The following is a 16383-nucleotide window of genomic DNA, read 5'->3' as shown; positions in this document are numbered from 1 at the left end:
TTTTTAGTAGAGAGTACGATGACCGATCTGGTTAGACCTAGAGTCAAGTATGTTATTGGGCCCGACGGCAGCCCTCTTACCATCGCCGATCTGCCGCCGACGAACACGCGGCGCTGGGTTATCCGGCGCAAGGCGGAAGTTGTCGCAGCGGTACGTGGCGGCCTGCTCAGCCTTGAGGAAGCCTGCCAGCGCTACAAGCTCACCACCGAAGAATTTCTATCCTGGCAGGCATCGATCGACGAATACGGCCTTGCCGGGCTGCGCACCACGCGGATCCAGCAATACCGGCACTAGGCTGGACAGACATTAACGAAAAGGGCGCGACGTTCCGCGCCCTTTTCGCTTTTGTAAAACCTCAGACCGTCAGCACGACCTTGCCAATTGGTCGGGTGGTCAAAAATGCATGGGCTGCTCCCGCCTGGTCGAGCGGGAAGGTCTTCGCCACATGTGGCGAGAGCTTGCCTGCATCCACCAGCCTGGCAAGCTCGACAAGGCCATCGCGGTCGGGCAGCACGGACATGCGCTCGACGTGGATACCGCGCGCGCTGGCCTTCGCCCTGGTGGCATCGTGAACGTTGAGCAGCGAAACCAGAACGCCGCCACGCAGGACTGCCAGCGACTGGTCGGCATGGTCGCCGCCGATCGGATCCAGTACCAGATCGACATTGCCGACTTTCCCCGTGAAATCATCCTTGGTGTAGTCGATCACCTCGTCGGCGCCGAGCGCGCGGACGAAATCCGTTTTGCCCGGGCTGGCCGTGGCAATGACATAGGCGCCGCGCGCCTTGGCGATCTGCACCGCCAGATGGCCGACGCCACCTGCACCGGCATGGACCAGCGCGCGTTGGCCCGCCTGCAGGTGCCGTGGCGGATGAGGCCCTGCCAGTCCGTCAAGCCGGCGAGCGGCAAGGCCGCGGCATGCGCGTGGTCGATGGCTGCAGGCTTCGCGGCGATCTCGTCCGCCGGCGCTGCGGCAAGCTCGGCATAGGCTCCAGCCTGCTTGGGAAAGCGCGGCATGCCTAATACCGCGTCGCCGACCTTGAAGGCGGTCACGCCGGCGCCGAGCGCGGCGACGATTCCTGAAATATCCCAGCCGAGAATGAAGGGCGGCTCGCCGAGCAGTGGGTAGGAACCGCCGCGCACGGCGCCGTCGACTGGGTTGATGCCCGCCGCCTTGACGCGCACGAGCACTTCGCCGGGCTTGGGCGCGGGGTCAGGCTGCTCGGCAACGAAAAGGATCTCGGGTGCGCCGACGGAAGTCTGGACAACGGCACGCATGAACGCCTCCTGTTCAAGTGGATGTGCCGCTATCTTTTGGATAGTAATAGCTGATTGTCGAGTATGCACCTTTTTGATATATAGGCACCCTATGGATAGTGAAGACGTTTCCCCGCTCGGCTACGACGCGTTCCGGCGCACCTGCCCGTCGCACACCGTGCTCGAGATGCTGGCCAGCAAGTGGGTCTATCTTACCGTCTGCGCGCTGCGGCGCGGCCGGCTGCGCAATGGCGAGCTGGCACGCAAGATGGAAGGCATCACGCCCAAGATGTTGACGCAGACGCTGCGCGTGCTGGAACGCGACGGTCTTGTGCGGCGCGAGGTGTTTCCCGTCATTCCGCCGCGCGTGGAGTATGAACTCACGGAGCTTGGCCAGAACCTGGCGGGGCTGCTCAGCCAGATACGCTCATGGGCCGAAGAACATGCGCCGGAAATCAAGGAAGCACGAGCCCGGGCATCGGCTGATCATGACGAGATGGCCATGTCCTGAAGCAGGCGGCGAGGCTGATTCGACCGGCTGGCGGTGCTGAAGCTGCCGGCGGCATCCTCCGGCTCGGCATGTCTGCCGCAATGACTGCGATATGCCGGCGATCAGCCGATCATGGCGCTGCGGCCGCCTATTTCGGCGTCGCGGATCTTGGTGTCGCGCGATTCCAGCATCTCCGCTTTGGAAAGCTCCGCTTCAGCTTCGCCGAGTAATGATTCGGCGGTGCTTCGCTGCTGGGCGAGGTCGCTTTGCGAATTTCTAAGGTTGTCGCGGCGAAGGCGGGCCGCTTTGGCGAAGGTCGGATAGGCGAAATGGTTGATGTCGGTGATGCCGGCTTTTTTCTCCTCGGCGATGATCTGCGCTTCCAGCTCGACGGCCATGCGTTCGAACTCGGCGATCATCATGTCCAGCTGCAAGAGCTGCCGCCGCTTCTCATTCACCTGAAATTGCTTCAGCCGAACGAGGTTTTCACGTGACTTCATGATTCGATACTCCGCAAACGCACACCTGCAATACCGTCCAGTCCGCCCGGAACGACCCAAGCGCCGCCCGTTTCCCCCGGCTTTCCCTGGGCTATAGGAAACAAAGCCCTAAAGATTTTCGCCGGCGGTAACCATTCGTTTACGGGCATTGTTAATCATACGGGCGAGGACTTAAGGCCGGGTAAAAATTCCGGCTCTCGGCGGAAGCCCGGGCCAGCGAGTCTCTGGAGTCACTTAGGCTGACTTTTTGATGTGGTGCATTAGCGGTTTGCGTCTGTGATTCGTTATTAGATTCAAGTGGGTGTAGAAAGGGGTTAAAAAATCTGGTATCGTGTATGGCACGAAATTAGGATTTGTTAACCAGTCGGTGGCACCTTCTGTTCAGGCAATCACTGCTCCGGGTCCCGGACGGGTCGTGAGACGGCCCGGCAGCAGAAAAGGGGAATGAAATGCGTGTTCTGCTGATTGAAGATGACAGTGCAACCGCACAGAGCATCGAATTGATGCTGAAATCGGAGAGCTTCAACGTCTATACGACCGATCTCGGCGAAGAAGGTGTCGACCTCGGCAAGCTCTACGATTACGACATCATCCTTCTGGATCTCAATCTTCCCGACATGTCGGGATACGAAGTCCTGCGCACGCTGCGCCTCTCCAAGGTCAAGACGCCGATCCTGATCCTGTCCGGCATGGCCGGTATCGAGGACAAGGTGCGCGGCCTCGGCTTCGGCGCCGACGATTATATGACCAAGCCGTTCCACAAGGACGAACTGGTGGCGCGCATCCACGCCATTGTGCGTCGCTCCAAGGGCCACGCCCAGTCGGTCATCACCACGGGCGACCTGGTGGTCAATCTCGACGCCAAGACGGTCGAGGTCGGCGGTCAGCGCGTGCACCTGACCGGCAAGGAATATCAGATGCTGGAGCTGCTCTCGCTGCGCAAGGGCACCACGCTCACCAAGGAAATGTTCCTCAACCATCTCTACGGCGGCATGGACGAGCCGGAGCTGAAGATCATCGACGTCTTCATCTGCAAGCTGCGCAAGAAGCTCGACGCGGCATCCGGCGGCCAGAACTACATCGAGACGGTGTGGGGCCGCGGCTATGTGCTGCGCGAACCGGAAGATATCCGCGTCAGCGCGTAAGCGATCCAAGCGATATCAAGCAAAAACCCGGCTCAGGCCGGGTTTTTTGTTGGACCGCGCCCTGCGAATCAGGCGGCGATCTTGAGGAAACGGAAGCTTTCGAGCAGTTGCGCGCGGTTGAAGGGCTTCAGGAGATAACCTTGAGCGCCGGCGCGCTTGGCGCGCATGATCGCGGCCACATCGACCTCGACCAGCGAGACCAGGATTTGGGGCTTGATGGGAGCTTCCATAGCGCGGATGCGGCGAATAAGGTCCACCGCCTGGACGTCGGTCAGCCCGCCGTCGATGACAATGACGTCCGGCATGCCGTCGGCGCAGATTTCGGTAGCCTCGACCCCGGTCGACGCCTCGACGACGATGATGTCCGAGCCGCCAAGAATACGTTTTGCGACCTTCCTGATGACGCTCGAATCATCGACGAAAAGGCAGCGCTTCATGTCCGGATCCTCTTTGCCATCTGCCGAACCGGCAGCCTCCGGGTAACCGGTGAGCACCATAGGCCAATCTGGTAAAGAAGCTGAAAAGCCGTTAGGTAAAGTTTTTCCAAACAGGGGCATCGCGCGGTTTTTGGCCACGACGCTGTTACATGGATCGCGGCCGGCATTGCTCGATCTGCACTGCCAACACTAATATTGGCAATAAAAGATACTTGTATTTTTCTTAATGCGCGTCGCGCTGAACCGGATTCAGGCGACGCGGTTCAGGTCTTTGTTTGATGCATGTCGTTGTCCCAGAACCGCGCACACTTCTGGGCGACATGCATTAAAGCGCGTCGCGATCCTTCGGATTCGCTCCATGCGCTTTAGGTTTTTGATTTTACGCATGTCTTTATCCCGAAACCGGTTCCCACTTTCGGGAGACATGCATTAGGCAGCCGTCAGCACGATCTCTTCGGGGGTCGCGTGGATCGAGATCGTCATGTTGGCCTCGCGCGCCAGGAGCAGCGTGTAGTAAGGCTGGACCGAGTGGGCGTCGATCGGCTCCTCGGGCTTATGCCCGGAATGCAGTTCGAGGAATTTCGGCGGCACGCGCAGCATCGGTCCACTGGCCGACAGCGAAAAGCGCGGTTCGGTTTCGAGGTTTTCCAGCGTGATCACCAGCTTGCCGCCGCGCGGGATCGCCGCATGGGCGACAAGAATGAGGTTGAGCAGCAGCTTGACCTTGTTCTTGGGCAGCAGCGCGCGCGAGCCGTTCCATATAAGTTCCGGTTTTTCGTTCTTCAAGAAGGCGATGGCCACGGCCTCGGCATCACCGGTGTCGATCATCATCCCGGCGGAGCCCGCGGCGCCGAAGGCGATACGGGCAAACTGCAGCCGCGCCGAGGCGTTTTTGGCGCTCTGGCGAATGAGCTTCATGGCGTCTTCGTCGGCGCCGCCTTCGTCGAGCAGTTCCAGGCCATTGTTGATTGCGCCGACCGGCGAAATGATGTCGTGGCAGACGCGGCTGCAAAGCAGCGCCGCGAGATCGGGCGCGGAAAGAGTGAAGAGCTCGGCCATCGGTGAAATCCCTGCTTCAAGTCACTTGTTCATGGCCGAGCGACCGTTTTCGCGCCCGCCTACACGAATCACGCGCCTTTCCAAGGCTTTCTGAATACACAGCGCCTGAGCGCGCAGCAACAAATCCAAATTGCTGAGCCTGAAAATGGTGCGTTCACGGGGGGAAAACCGGTGGTCGGGACCAAAGCTCAGCCTTCGAACCGCCATCTTCGTGTCGGAGCTTAATGGTTGAAAAAGGATTACGGCATAGTTTGCCCGTGATAGCCACCCTGAACGGCCGCCAAGAGCCGCAAGGGTGCGAGGCGTCGGCGAAAGTGCTCCCTGACGGAGATTGGAAGCATGTTTTCCCGATACTACGACCGGACATTCGTCCGTGTCCTCACCATGACCATCACACTCCTGGGGGCTTTGGTCCTTTCGACCGCGGCATCGCGGGCTCAACAGTACACCGCTCAGGAAATCATCGATTCCGGTCATAAATTCTTCGGCGAGACATCCGGTGGCTTGGCCACAGTCGTCGAGAAGATATTCGCGTCCTACGGCCTGCCGAACGGCTACCTGCTGGGCGAGGAGGGATCCGGGGCCCTCATCGGCGGCCTGACCTATGGCGAGGGGACGCTCTACACCAAGAACGCCGGCGACCATAAGGTATTCTGGCAAGGGCCGTCGCTCGGCTGGGATTTCGGCGGCGAGGGCTCCCGGGTGATGATGCTGGTCTACAACCTCGACGACATCAGCAGCCTCTACAACCGCTTCGGCGGCGTTGCGGGCTCCGCCTATGTCATTGCCGGCGTGGGCTTCAACGTGCTGCAGAGCAATCGCGTGCTGCTGGTGCCGATCCGCACCGGCGTCGGCGCCCGCCTCGGGGTCAATCTCGGCTATCTGAAGCTCACCGAAAGGCCGACCTGGAACCCGTTCTGATCGGGTTCTGCCCGTTACAATCGCTCGGACCGTGCTGATCACGCCGCGGCAAGCTCTTGCCGCGGCGTTGAATTTCCGCCATGCCAAGGTGGCACAATCCAGCGATTGCCGCTCCGCAAAGTGGATAGCTGCCTTGGTCCAGTCGGTTCTGTTCTTCGCACTCGGTTTCCTGAGCGCCGTTTTCCTGGTGTCGCTGATCGCGCCGGCGGTCTGGCGGCGGGCCGTCGTGCTGACGCGCAGACGCCTGGAGGCGTCGCTGCCGCTGACACAAGCCGAGATCCAGGCGGACAAGGACCGGGTCCGGGCGGAATATGCAATGACGACGCGCCGGCTGGAGATAACCGTCAAGAACCTGCAGGAGAAGGTGGCCGAGCAACTGGTGGAGATCGCTCGCGGGCACGAGGCCCTGAAGGGGCTCGCGGTCGAAACGAGGGACAAGAACCAGGCGCTCTCCGATTTGCAGACCAAAAATGCGGAGCTCAGGCAGCGCGAGGAGGATTTGCACCGCCTCTCGGAAAAGCACGCGCAGGCCGAGCGGGCGTTGGAGAAGCGCGCGCTGGAGCTGCAGAAGCTCGAGCAAATGTATGATGACGCCAGTTTCTCCTCGTCGAACCGCCAGATCGAGCTGGTTGCGCGCGAGTCCGAGCTGGAAAAGCTCGCCAGCGACATCGCGTTGCTCAAGGGCCAGCGCAAGGAGGCGGACCGCCACAGCCAGGAAATCGCCTCGGAAAGCAAGGCTGCGCGCGAAGCGTTGAAGGTCGAGAAGAAGAAAACGGCCGAGCTCGAGAAGAAGGTGGAGCGGCTGCTCGCCACGCTCGCCGATCGTGAGGAGAAGCTCGACCGGCGCGAGAAGGACCTTGCTCGAATGCGCGAACGTTCGAAGGAGACCGCCGTGGCAAACGGCGTCGCGCGGCTGACTGCCGGCCCGGATGCGAAAAGCGACGATGTCGACAAGGCGATCGCCAAGCTCGAGGCCGACCGGGAACAGCTGGAGGCAAGGCTGACGGCGCTGGCGCGTGAGAACAAGCGGCTGAAAAGCGATCTTGCCGACTCGGGGACAGCAATGCCGGAATCGGCAGGCGACGCACGCTCCGGCGCCGGCCTTCGCGAACAGATGAACGAGCTGGCGGCCGAGGTCGTCAATCTGACGATGAAGCTCGAAGGGCCGGATTCCCCTATCGCCAAGGCCCTGGCGAGTGACGGGCAGCAGAATGGGCGGGGCATCAGCCTTGCCGACCGCGTGAGGGCTTTGCAGAAGGCCAGCTCGTCCAGCTGAGGTGTGTTGATATTCAGGTGAGGCCGGCCTGCAAATAGCGGCTTCCTGCGCTTCCGGTGCTCACGTACGTTAAGTACGCTCCGCTCCGGTTCTCGGAAATCGTCATTTTCTCGGCCTGACTTGAATCTCAACACACCTCCGAGCGCCGCAGCTGCTGGGGCTCAGGTCGGGCCACTACCGGTTTGAAAAGTGATGTAAGGCGACGGCCGAAGCTGCCGCGACGTTCAGGCTGTCGAAGTCTTCCGCCATGGCGATCCTTACCGTGTGCAGTCTGGCAAGCAGCTCTTGTGGCAGGCCTTCGCCTTCAGTGCCGAGATAGAGCGCCAGCCTCGATGGCCGCTCCGCATCGCGGATGTCGGTTGCGCCACGCGGCGAGAGCGCGAACTGGCTGAAGCCAAGCTGGTCGAGCGTCCCGGTGAAGGCTGCGGTATCGTTGAAGGACGCGAAGGGAACCTTCAGCGCCGCGCCGACGGAAACGCGGATCGCCTTGCGGTAAAGCGGATCGCAGCAGGTCCGGTCTAGCAGCACTGCGTCTGCGCCGAAGGCCGCGGCATTGCGGAAAATCGCCCCCATATTGTCATGATTGGAGATGCCGACCAGGACGACGGCCAAGGCTTGCCGAGGCAAGTCTTGCACCAGAAGTTCGGCGGGCGCCGCATCGCCGCGCATGCCGATCGCCAGGACGCCGCGATGCATGTGGAAGCCGGCGATCCGGTCCATGACCTCGCCGGCCGCGACATAGACCGGGAAATCCGAAGGCGCCTTGCGCAAGATCGGCTGCAGGCCCGCCAGCCGGTTTTCGAGGATGAGGGCCGACTCGGCGGCGAAGCGCCCTGTCGACAGCAAGAGGTCCAGCACCACCTTGCCTTCGGCGACGAAGCGGCCGTGCCGGCCGACGAGATCGCGCTCGCGGATGTCGAGATAGGCGGCGACGCGCGGGTCCCGGGGGTCGTCGATAGGGATGATGTTCATACAGGCCTCGCCGAGGATGGTCAGCGAGGTAATGAGCCGCTGGCGCCGCGGGTCAAGCCCCGGCGCGGCGCAACCGATAGGCCATCTGCGAAAGATCGCCGTCGCCGAAAATGCCTTCCAGCATACGCAGCAATTCGCGCACCGCTTCGGATTTGCAGGAATAGTAGATCATCTGGCGGTCGCGCCGGGTCTCGACAAGATCGAGCGCCCTCAGCTTGGCGAGATGCTGCGACAGCGCGGACTGGCTGAGTTGCACCTTTTCGGCGATGGCGCCGACCGACATTTCGTCGTCGATCAGATAGGCCACGATCAGCAGGCGCTTTTCGTTGCCCATGAGAGTGAGAAACGCGGCGGCCGATTCCGCATTGGCGATTAGTTTGTTTGAGATCATAGATCCCCCAAAGGGTCCTGGCTCATCCTGGCGCCAGGGGGCAATGGCGCCTGATTCCACAATGTTCAGATGTCGACAGGCGCTGCTGAATCAGCGCCATAACAAAGGTAGATCATTTCGTTTAACTATCAAGCGTTGCTTTCGCCGGCGCGCGATCAACTATCGCTCTTGCTCTGCTGCGCGTCCCGCCTTCGCCATCTCGACGAGCACCGAACGCAACTCGCGCGCGGCTTGCAAAGGCTGGGGAAAGAAGATCCTGCAGGTCGCGTCCGGTGCGGCGAGATCCATGCCGTCGGCATCGAAGCCGGTGACGGTCCAGCCGTCGCCCGCGGCGCGGCCGAAGTGACGGGCATAAAGGGCAATCGCGTCGCGATGGTCGGCATTCATGTGATCGAGTGCTGCCTGCTCGCTGCCGGCCAGTTCCTCGACAAGGGCGCCGCCGATGATGAAATCATCGCGCTCGAGAAGATAGGCCCTGCCGAAGCCGCCATTCAGGCTGGCGCGGCCAGGCTCGAGCCGGAAGAACGAGAAATCGCCGAGCCCGGCATAAAGCTTGGCCTTCAGATTGCGATTGAGATAGCGGCGTTCGGCTCGGATCTGGTCGGCCGATCCCCGCTCCAGCCGCGCGGCCCGGCAGGCCAGGCTGATGCGCGGATGCGCCAGCGGATCGCCCTTGCCGGGTTCGCCAAGCAGCAGCGAGCAGCGCGGATCGGCGACAAGCGCACCGGTGTGCGCGGACAGCATCGAGACCAGGATCAGCGGCGCGCCGTCGATGTCGGTGGCGACGCCGACCCGGCTCGCCAGCGGCGAGCCGGTGCCGGGCTCGATAACCGCGAGCGCGCCGAAACGCGCCGATCGGATCAGGGTTTTCGCCAGCCTGATCGCTTCGGCGTCGGTCTCGCGAATGACATCTTTTTTCCGTTCGGTCACAAGCTCACCCGAGATAAGTTGATTTCTATTCTCCGGTTATCGGCCGAGTACACCCGCCTTTGCAAGGGCCGCGATTTCCTCCTGGCTCAAGCCAAGACGGGCCAATATGCTTGCGCTCTCGCGATCGGCGGCGGCCGGTGCTGCCGCAGCCGCTGCCGGGTCCTGCGAGAAACGCGGCGCCGGCGCGGGGCGCTCGAACCCGCCAGACGTCACAAAGCTTTGCCTGGCGCGATTGTGCGGGTGGTTCCTGGCTTCGACCAGCGACAGCACGGGCGCGACACAGGCATCGGACGTGGCGAAAAGCTCGGCCCACTCGTCGCGCGTTTTCTCCCTGACCCGCTCGGCAATGGCGGCGCGCATCGCGGGCCACAACGATCTGTCATATTGGCTGCCAACAAAATGCCCGGCGAGCGGCAGCAGCCTGGCGAATTCGCCGAAGAAGCGCGGTTCGAGGCAGCCAACGGCAATGTGCCTCGCGTCCGCCGTCTCATAGGTGTCGTAAAACGGCGCGCCGGAATCGAGCAGGTTCTCGCCGCGCCTGTCGCTCCACAGGCCCGCCGCCATGTAAGCGTGGATCGGTGCGGCGAGCATTGAGGCCCCCTCGATCATCGAGGCGTCGACCACCTGACCCTTTCCGGTCACCGAACGCTGGAAAAGGGCGGCGAGCGCGCCGGCAATCAGCATCATCGCGCCGCCACCTTGATCCGCGAGGAGATTGAGCGGCGGCACCGGCGGCGTGTCCTTCCTGCCGATCGCGTGCAGCAGGCCCGCATAAGCGAGATAGGTGATGTCGTGCCCGGCTCGCCCGGACAGCGGCCCGTCTTGGCCGAAACCGGTCAGGCGGCCATAGATCAGCGCCGGATTGTGTTGGAGCAGGATATCGGGCCCTAGGCCGAGGCGCTTCATCACACCGGGGCGGAACCCTTCGACAAGCAAGTCGGCCCATGCCGCGAGCCGAAGCAACAGCTCCGCGCCCGCCGGACGCTTGAGGTCGAGCTTGAGGATGGAACGGCCGTGGCGGTCGAGGTCGTATTCTTCCGGCAGGTTCAGAAGCGGCTGGCCGGCATCGGCGCGTTCGATGCGCAGCACGTCGGCGCCCATCTCGGCCAGCATCAGGGCGGCAAGCGGCACCGGGCCGAGCCCGGCCATCTCGATGACCTTCAGGCCCGCAAGCGGGCCTGTCCTTTCGGTGGAAACACCGGCACCTGTCGGCGATCCCGTCATCCCGCTATTTCGGCGCCATGCGGATTGCGCCATCGAGGCGGATGGTCTCGCCGTTCAGCATCTGGTTCTCGATGATGTGGAGGGCAAGGGCGGCATATTCCGCCGGCTCGCCGAGCCGCGGCGGGAAGGGCACGGCGGCGCCGAGTGAATCCTGCACGTCCTGTGGCATGCCGGCCATCATCGGCGTCTTGAAGATGCCGGGCGCGATGGTGCAGACGCGAATGCCGGAGCGCGCCAGATCGCGCGCGACCGGCAGCGTCATGCCGACGACGCCGCCCTTGGAACCGGAATAGGCGGCTTGCCCGATCTGGCCGTCATAGGCGGCAACGGAGGCGGTGTTGACGATGACGCCGCGCTCGCCCCCGGCAAGCGGATCGAGCTGCGCCGCCCGATCGGCAACGAGGCGGATCATGTTGAACGTGCCGATCAGGTTGATCTCGATAACCTTGCGGTACTGGTCGAGCGGATGCGGTCCGTCCTTGCCGATCGTCTTCACACCGATGGCGATGCCGGCGCAATTGACCAGGATGCGCGGTTGACCAAGCTTTGCAGCTACTTCGGCGATCGCGACCGTGGCGCTGTCCCCGCTAGAGACGTCGCATTGGACGGCAATGCCGCCGATGTCGGCCGCGACCTTCGCCGCGCGCTCGATGCCGACATCGAGGATGGCGACGTGGGCGCCCTTGTCGGCAAGCGCGCGCGCCGTCGCCTCGCCAAGACCCGATCCGCCACCGGTTACGATCGCGATCTGGCCGTTCGGGTTCATGCAAGCCTCCCAGGATTCCGGATTATGCTACGAGGCGCGCAGGGGAGGCGCAACCGCAATGGCCGGCTCGATCGATAGCTGCGCATTGCTGGCCGGCCGCGCCAGAGCCGGGGCAAATTCCGCGACCCTCGCCATGCTGGCGTGGCAGACCTCACCGGCAAAGCGGGCGACTGCGCCCGGCTTGATCTCGTGATGCAGCAGCCGGTCGAGATCGACCGGGCGCGGCATGGTGATCTGCCCGCGCGGGAAGCGCCTGAAGCCGAGCGGCCCATAATACGGCTCGTCGCCGACCAGGATGACGGCAGGCGCGCCGGCCTTCCTGGCCGCTTCCAGCGCGATCGCGACCAGCTTGCGGCCGATGCCCACATTCTTGAAGGCGGGGCGCACCGCAAGCGGGCCGAGCATCATGGCGCGTCCCGCGCCCGCGGCCACGCGCGTCATGCGCACCGAAGCGATCACCGTATCGTCCTTGACGGCGACATAGGACATCGAGCGGTCGTGCCCGCCCGACTCGCGGATCTTGTAGGCGGCAAGCACGAAGCGGCCCGGGCCGAAGGCCTCGTCGTTGATGGCTTCGATTTCAGCATCATGGGCCGGGGTTTCCGGCAGGTATTTCACGTCGGCAAGGCTCATGGTCTTTGCGTTCCGGCATGCGAGGAAGGTTTGCTGCAAAGCGGCAGCGTTCGCCAGTCAGCGCTTGTTAAGCGCGGGCGCCCTTTCGTCGTCGGTCGAACCGGATCGAGGCAAAGTCGAACATGGGCGCCTCCGCTAGCACCAATTTTGTGCCGCTGCAATCGGCGCTTTTCGTGTTTCTTTGTGCCATTCGACGAACTGGTTTGTCATTTGACGAACTGTTCAGCGTCGAAGGGCTTCGCCAACCCGGCTATCGGCCTAGATTGTTGCGAACCGCAGGGAGATTTCCGCATGGGATTGCTGATCGAAGGCAAATGGCAGGACCGCCCGTTCGAGACGGACAGCGGCGGACGGTTCATACGCAGAGAGTCGCAATGGCGCGACTGGATCACGCGTGACGGCCGTCCGGCGCAGGGCCGCAGGCGGGGCTTCAAGGCGGAGCCCGGCCGTTATCACCTCTATGTCTCGCTCGCCTGCCCATGGGCACACCGCACCTTGATCTTCCGTGCCCTGAAGAAGCTCGACGGCATCATCTCGGTATCGGTGGTGCACCACTTCATGGGCGAAAACGGATGGACCTTCAAAGCCGAGGACGGCGCCACGGGCGACACGCTCTACGACCTCGATTTCCTGCACCAGATCTACACCAGGGCCGATCCGGCCTATTCCGGCCGCGTGACGGTGCCGGTGCTGTGGGACAAGCAGGAACAGACGATCGTCAACAACGAGTCCTCCGAAATCATCCGGATGCTCAACACCGCCTTCGACCAATGGGGCGATGCGGGTCTCGACTTCTATCCTGCCGCGCTGCGCGCGGAGATCGACAGGATCAATGCGCAGGTCTACCCGGCAATCAACAACGGCGTTTATCGCGCCGGCTTCGCCACCACGCAGGAAGCCTATAAGGAAGCTTTCGGCGAATTGTTCCAGGCGCTCGATGCGATCGAGGAGCGGCTGTCGCGACAGCGCTATCTGGCCGGCGAACACATCACCGAGGCCGATTGGCGGCTGTTCACGACGCTGGTGCGTTTCGATCCGGTCTATGTCGGCCACTTCAAATGCAATCTGCGCCGCATCGCCGACTACCCGAACCTGTCGAATTATTTGCGCGATCTCTATCAGGTGCCCGGTGTGTCAGGCACGGTCAACCTGCACCACATCAAGGCGCACTACTACGGCAGCCACAAATCGATCAACCCGACGGGGATCGTTCCAGTGGGGCCGGAACTCGACTATGCCGCGCCGCATGACCGGGCCAGGTTCAGGAAGGCGGCGTGATTACCAGTAGGGTGAGATGCGCTCCCCGCCAAAAATCTCTGCTATCCGTCGTCTTGTCGCCGGGGTCGCGCCTTCCGGCAAGCGATCGATCGGGAAGAAGCCGGCCTCGGCGATCTCATGGTCGGGCAGTTTCGGCGCGGTTTGGCTGAAGGCTTCGATCAGATAAAGGCCGACATGGTCGCGCTTGCTGGAGCGACGGTTGAAATGCATCGACCTCAGCACCGGCGGCGCGAGCAGCGCGATGTTGCCTTCCTCGGCCAGCTCGCGCGTCAACGCTTCCTCGAGCGTCTCGCCGGACTCGACGCCGCCGCCGGGCAACTGCCAGCCTGGAACATAGGTGTGGCGGATCAGGAAGACGGAATTGGAGGCACGCTCATAAACCAGGCCACGCACGCCGAGCGTCATTGGGCGGCGCAGCACGAAGTAAAAATGAAAGAGCCTCGCGCGCAGGCCCGGCCAGCCGGTCTGGCGGAACGCCTCTTCCGGATCGTCTGTGCCGGTCATCGAACGATCCCTGGGCGAACAGCAAAGGGTGAGTGGAAAGCCTCGCCAGCGTCGCTTAAGAAGGGGTCATGTTCAGGCTCACGCATATTTCCGATGCTCATCTGGGACCGCTGCCCGATGTAACCTATCGCGACCTCGCGTCCAAGCGCGTGCTGGGCTATGTCAACTGGCAGCGCAACCGACGCCGCCATATGCATGATGCCGTCATCGACACAATCGTCGCCGACATCAAGGCGAACGCACCGGACCATCTCGCCGTCACCGGAGACCTCGTCAACCTGGCACTCGACGGCGAAATCGAGATGGCCAAGCACTGGCTGGAGACGCTCGGATCGCCGCACGACGTTTCCGTGGTCCCCGGCAATCACGATGCCTATGTGCCGGGCGCCTTCGACAAGGTCTGCCGAGCCTGGGCTCCCTGGATGACGGGCGACGGCGTCAACAGTCCGGTCGACCGCAATTCCTTTCCGTATCTGCGCGTGCGCGGCAATGTCGCGCTGATCGGCGTCACCACGGCGCGCGCCACCGCACCCTTCATGGCCAACGGCTTCTTCATGGAAGGGCAGGCCGAACGGCTCGGCAAGGTCCTCGATGATACGGTCAAACAGGGACTCTTCCGGATCATCATGATCCACCACCCGCCGGTGCGCGGCGCAGTCCCGCAGCACAAGCGGCTGTTCGGCATTGCCCGGTTCCACAAGGTCGTCCGCCGGCATGGCGCGGAACTCGTCCTGCACGGTCACTCGCACCTGCCGTCCTTGTTCGCCATCGGTGCACGCGGCGCCAAGGTGCCGGTGGTAGGGGTCGCCGCCGCCGGCCAGGCGCCGGGTGGCAAACATCCGGCGGCGCAGTACAACATGTTCGAAATCGGTGGTGAAAGGGGCAACTGGCGCCTGCGCCTGACCCGGCGCGGGCTGACCGGACCGGCCATGCCGCCGTCGGACCTCCAAAGCATGGACCTCGACGTGCCGGCAGACGGGCGCCAACTCGTCAGAAGCTGATCTTCATCTGCATGATGCGGTCCCAGAACAAGACCAGCGAAACCGCCAGGCCGACAAGGGCGCCGGCGGCGATCAGGCCGAGGCCGGCGAAGAAGGTCGTCCAGCCGTTGCGGCCGGTTTCGGATCGGATGGGCGGCTCCGCTTCCTGGACCACGTGACGATGCAGGCCGGGAACGGCTCTTTCCATGCCGCCCTCCATCATGTGCTGCCGCTCGACGACACGTTCGGCCACGTAGCGCGTGACAGCATCGGCGACGGCTTTCATCTCGGTCGATTCAGCCAGCACCACGCGGCCGACGCGCGTGTCCTTGAGGAAGCGGTAGGTTCGGCGGTCGCGTCCCATGGCGACGTGGCTCACCGCATCGATCCATAGCCGCGGCTGCAGGCCCGACGAGACGGCGAAGTCGAAGCTGTCCATGTCAGCCGGGACATCGGCAAAGACGGAGGCAAGCTCGGCTGCCAGCAGATCGAGCCGCATGCGGTGCGCCTCGCGCATGTCGACAACCACGTCATCGCGGTCGGCGAAGGCGTTCTTGACGTCGCGTATGGCATCCGAAAGCTTTCGCGATGGCTCGATCGGGGTGATTATGTCGCCTGCATCCTTCATGGCGGCTGTCTCGCTGTTGGTTAACAGCGAGTTAACACAATCGCCGGCAAAATGCACTGAATGATAGCGCCGGTCAGCTTGCTGCCGCCCCGTACACCGGTCGTTGTCGCCTGGCCCCCGTCGCGTGTTGCGACGCACGATCTCGGCAATCAGGTCCGGAGCCTCCTCGACCAGCATGTGACCCGCGTCAAGGACATGGTGCAGATGGAAATGCGACGGCAGGGCCTCGGCCTGCCCGACAGGCAGGAGCGGATCCTCCGCTCCCCAAACAACCATCACCGGCATGTCGAGCGCATCGAGCTGCGCTCGAGGGATGACACCTTGCCGCTCATCCTTGGTTATCGCGGCCGCCATATCGATCAAGGTCTGCAACTGGCCGGGCTGTTCGCGCATGAGGCAAAGCGCATCCACCACGTGGTCAGGCGGCACGCTGCGCGGGGCCGACATGGCCGCAAGGCTGGCGCGGATCTGCTTCCTGCCGGAAGCCGCCGCATAGCGGCGCAGCAGGGCTGCGTTGATCTCCGGGCCGAAGCCGCCGGGCGCCAACAGCGTGAGCGAAGCCACCCTGCCAGGATCGGCTAGCGCCATCAATGTCGCAATCGCGCCGCCCATGGAATGACCGACGAGATGGACCTTGGCCAGCTGACGGGCGGCAAGATCGGCGAGGATGGCCCGCGCGGCCGGCTTGGCCCCGCCCATGCCCTCGCATTGCAGCGAATGACCATGGCCCGGCAGATCGTAGGCCAATATTCTCGCCTCGGCCGCCAGCGGTGCCATGACGTCACGCCAGATCTCACGGCAGGCTCCAAAGCCATGCAGAAAGACGATCGTCCTCGGACCAGCGCCGGCCTCGACGGCATAAGGGAGTGGAAGCATGAAAAAGGAGCGGTGAGCAGGCAGCAATCAGAAATTGTGGCTGAATTGCTCCTGATCCAGACCTGTGGCTAGTAAAATTTTCGCGACCGAAGCGCTCCGTCAGGCGCTCGACGTGG

20 protein-coding genes and 1 pseudogene are annotated in these 16383 nt (G+C 63.1%); 7 read left to right on the top strand and 14 right to left on the bottom strand.

The genetic code is table 11. The annotated features are described in order from the left end of the window. Positions 1-18: 18 nt before the first annotated feature. Positions 19-294 (top strand): DUF1153 domain-containing protein, encoded by a 276-nt coding sequence (locus EJ068_RS06630; RefSeq protein WP_006203587.1) that lies wholly within the window; start codon positions 19-21, stop codon positions 292-294. A 61-nt stretch (positions 295-355) separates the two neighbouring features. Here EJ068_RS06630 and EJ068_RS33140 read toward each other — a convergent pair whose 3' ends face one another. Next, entirely contained in the window at positions 356-799 is a 444-nt protein-coding gene (locus EJ068_RS33140) for a zinc-binding dehydrogenase (RefSeq protein ID WP_245463356.1), read from the bottom strand. Further along, a complete protein-coding gene (locus tag EJ068_RS33135; RefSeq protein WP_245463355.1) occupies positions 706-1278 on the bottom strand; it encodes an alcohol dehydrogenase catalytic domain-containing protein in 573 nt (190 codons plus the stop codon). The genes EJ068_RS33140 and EJ068_RS33135 overlap by 94 nt, the downstream gene beginning before the upstream one ends. Positions 1279-1369: 91 nt before the next feature. On the opposite strand from EJ068_RS33135, the gene EJ068_RS06620 reads away from it, so the two are divergent. Then, on the top strand, positions 1370-1768 hold the full coding sequence (locus tag EJ068_RS06620; RefSeq protein WP_127250703.1) for a helix-turn-helix domain-containing protein: 399 nt from the start codon (positions 1370-1372) through the stop codon (positions 1766-1768). 101 nt (positions 1769-1869) lie between these two features. Here EJ068_RS06620 and EJ068_RS06615 read toward each other — a convergent pair whose 3' ends face one another. Beyond that, on the bottom strand, positions 1870-2247 hold the full coding sequence (locus EJ068_RS06615; protein WP_126064596.1) for a flagellar export protein FliJ: 378 nt from the start codon (positions 2245-2247) through the stop codon (positions 1870-1872). 449 nt (positions 2248-2696) lie between these two features. On the opposite strand from EJ068_RS06615, the gene ctrA reads away from it, so the two are divergent. After that, positions 2697-3392, top strand: coding sequence for a cell cycle two-component system response regulator CtrA (gene ctrA, locus EJ068_RS06610; protein ID WP_006203583.1), 696 nt, complete (start codon positions 2697-2699; stop codon positions 3390-3392). Between the two features lie 68 nt (positions 3393-3460). On the opposite strand, the gene EJ068_RS06605 is transcribed toward ctrA, so the two are convergent. Continuing rightward, positions 3461-3829, bottom strand: coding sequence for a response regulator (locus tag EJ068_RS06605; RefSeq protein ID WP_126064597.1), 369 nt, complete (start codon positions 3827-3829; stop codon positions 3461-3463). Positions 3830-4258: 429 nt separating this feature from the next. Beyond that, positions 4259-4888: a histidine phosphotransferase family protein gene (locus tag EJ068_RS06600; protein WP_127250704.1), complete on the bottom strand. Its 630-nt coding sequence runs from the start codon at positions 4886-4888 to the stop codon at positions 4259-4261. Positions 4889-5272: 384 nt separating this feature from the next. On the opposite strand from EJ068_RS06600, the gene EJ068_RS06595 reads away from it, so the two are divergent. Both EJ068_RS06595 and EJ068_RS06590 read left to right on the top strand, forming a co-directional pair. Next, on the top strand, positions 5273-5809 hold the full coding sequence (locus tag EJ068_RS06595) for an EipA family protein (RefSeq protein WP_245463440.1): 537 nt from the start codon (positions 5273-5275) through the stop codon (positions 5807-5809). Between the two features lie 133 nt (positions 5810-5942). Further along, a complete protein-coding gene (locus tag EJ068_RS06590; RefSeq protein WP_127250706.1) occupies positions 5943-7085 on the top strand; it encodes a hypothetical protein in 1143 nt (380 codons plus the stop codon). Between the two features lie 174 nt (positions 7086-7259). On the opposite strand, the gene EJ068_RS06585 is transcribed toward EJ068_RS06590, so the two are convergent. The 6 genes from EJ068_RS06585 to EJ068_RS06560 form a co-directional block, all read right to left on the bottom strand. Next, positions 7260-8057: an RNA methyltransferase gene (locus EJ068_RS06585; protein ID WP_127250707.1), complete on the bottom strand. Its 798-nt coding sequence runs from the start codon at positions 8055-8057 to the stop codon at positions 7260-7262. 52 nt (positions 8058-8109) lie between these two features. Then, a complete protein-coding gene (locus EJ068_RS06580; RefSeq protein ID WP_127250708.1) occupies positions 8110-8448 on the bottom strand; it encodes a metalloregulator ArsR/SmtB family transcription factor in 339 nt (112 codons plus the stop codon). Positions 8449-8607: 159 nt separating this feature from the next. Further along, entirely contained in the window at positions 8608-9378 is a 771-nt protein-coding gene (locus EJ068_RS06575; RefSeq protein ID WP_127250709.1) for a HugZ family protein, read from the bottom strand. 36 nt (positions 9379-9414) lie between these two features. Continuing rightward, complete coding sequence (locus tag EJ068_RS06570) at positions 9415-10602, bottom strand: CaiB/BaiF CoA-transferase family protein (protein WP_127250710.1); 1188 nt, start codon at positions 10600-10602, stop codon at positions 9415-9417. Between the two features lie 4 nt (positions 10603-10606). Continuing rightward, the gene (locus EJ068_RS06565) at positions 10607-11368 is read right to left on the bottom strand and encodes a 3-hydroxyacyl-CoA dehydrogenase (protein ID WP_127250711.1); all 762 of its coding nucleotides are present in this window, start codon (positions 11366-11368) and stop codon (positions 10607-10609) included. A 27-nt stretch (positions 11369-11395) separates the two neighbouring features. After that, positions 11396-12001: an N-acetyltransferase gene (locus tag EJ068_RS06560; RefSeq protein ID WP_127250712.1), complete on the bottom strand. Its 606-nt coding sequence runs from the start codon at positions 11999-12001 to the stop codon at positions 11396-11398. 291 nt (positions 12002-12292) lie between these two features. Here EJ068_RS06560 and EJ068_RS06555 point away from each other — a divergent pair, with 291 nt between their 5' ends. Next, entirely contained in the window at positions 12293-13279 is a 987-nt protein-coding gene (locus EJ068_RS06555; protein WP_127386082.1) for a glutathione S-transferase family protein, read from the top strand. Here EJ068_RS06555 and EJ068_RS06550 read toward each other — a convergent pair whose 3' ends face one another. Beyond that, entirely contained in the window at positions 13280-13783 is a 504-nt protein-coding gene (locus EJ068_RS06550; protein WP_127252485.1) for an NUDIX domain-containing protein, read from the bottom strand. Between the two features lie 68 nt (positions 13784-13851). Between EJ068_RS06550 and EJ068_RS06545 the strand changes: the two genes are divergently transcribed. Beyond that, complete coding sequence (locus EJ068_RS06545) at positions 13852-14784, top strand: metallophosphoesterase (RefSeq protein ID WP_127252486.1); 933 nt, start codon at positions 13852-13854, stop codon at positions 14782-14784. Here EJ068_RS06545 and EJ068_RS06540 read toward each other — a convergent pair. Both EJ068_RS06540 and EJ068_RS06535 read right to left on the bottom strand, forming a co-directional pair. Further along, entirely contained in the window at positions 14774-15391 is a 618-nt protein-coding gene (locus EJ068_RS06540; RefSeq protein ID WP_127252487.1) for a hypothetical protein, read from the bottom strand. The genes EJ068_RS06545 and EJ068_RS06540 overlap by 11 nt on opposite strands. 201 nt (positions 15392-15592) lie before the next feature. Further along, positions 15593-16168, bottom strand: a pseudogene (locus tag EJ068_RS06535) (alpha/beta fold hydrolase); the annotation flags it as partial. Positions 16169-16383 lie beyond the last annotated feature (215 nt).

It is taken from the genome of Mesorhizobium sp. M2A.F.Ca.ET.043.02.1.1 (genome assembly GCF_003952405.1).
Classification (GTDB): domain Bacteria; phylum Pseudomonadota; class Alphaproteobacteria; order Rhizobiales; family Rhizobiaceae; genus Mesorhizobium.
Note: the sequence above shows the minus strand (reverse complement) of the source record. Positions and strands in the feature narration are given on the sequence as shown.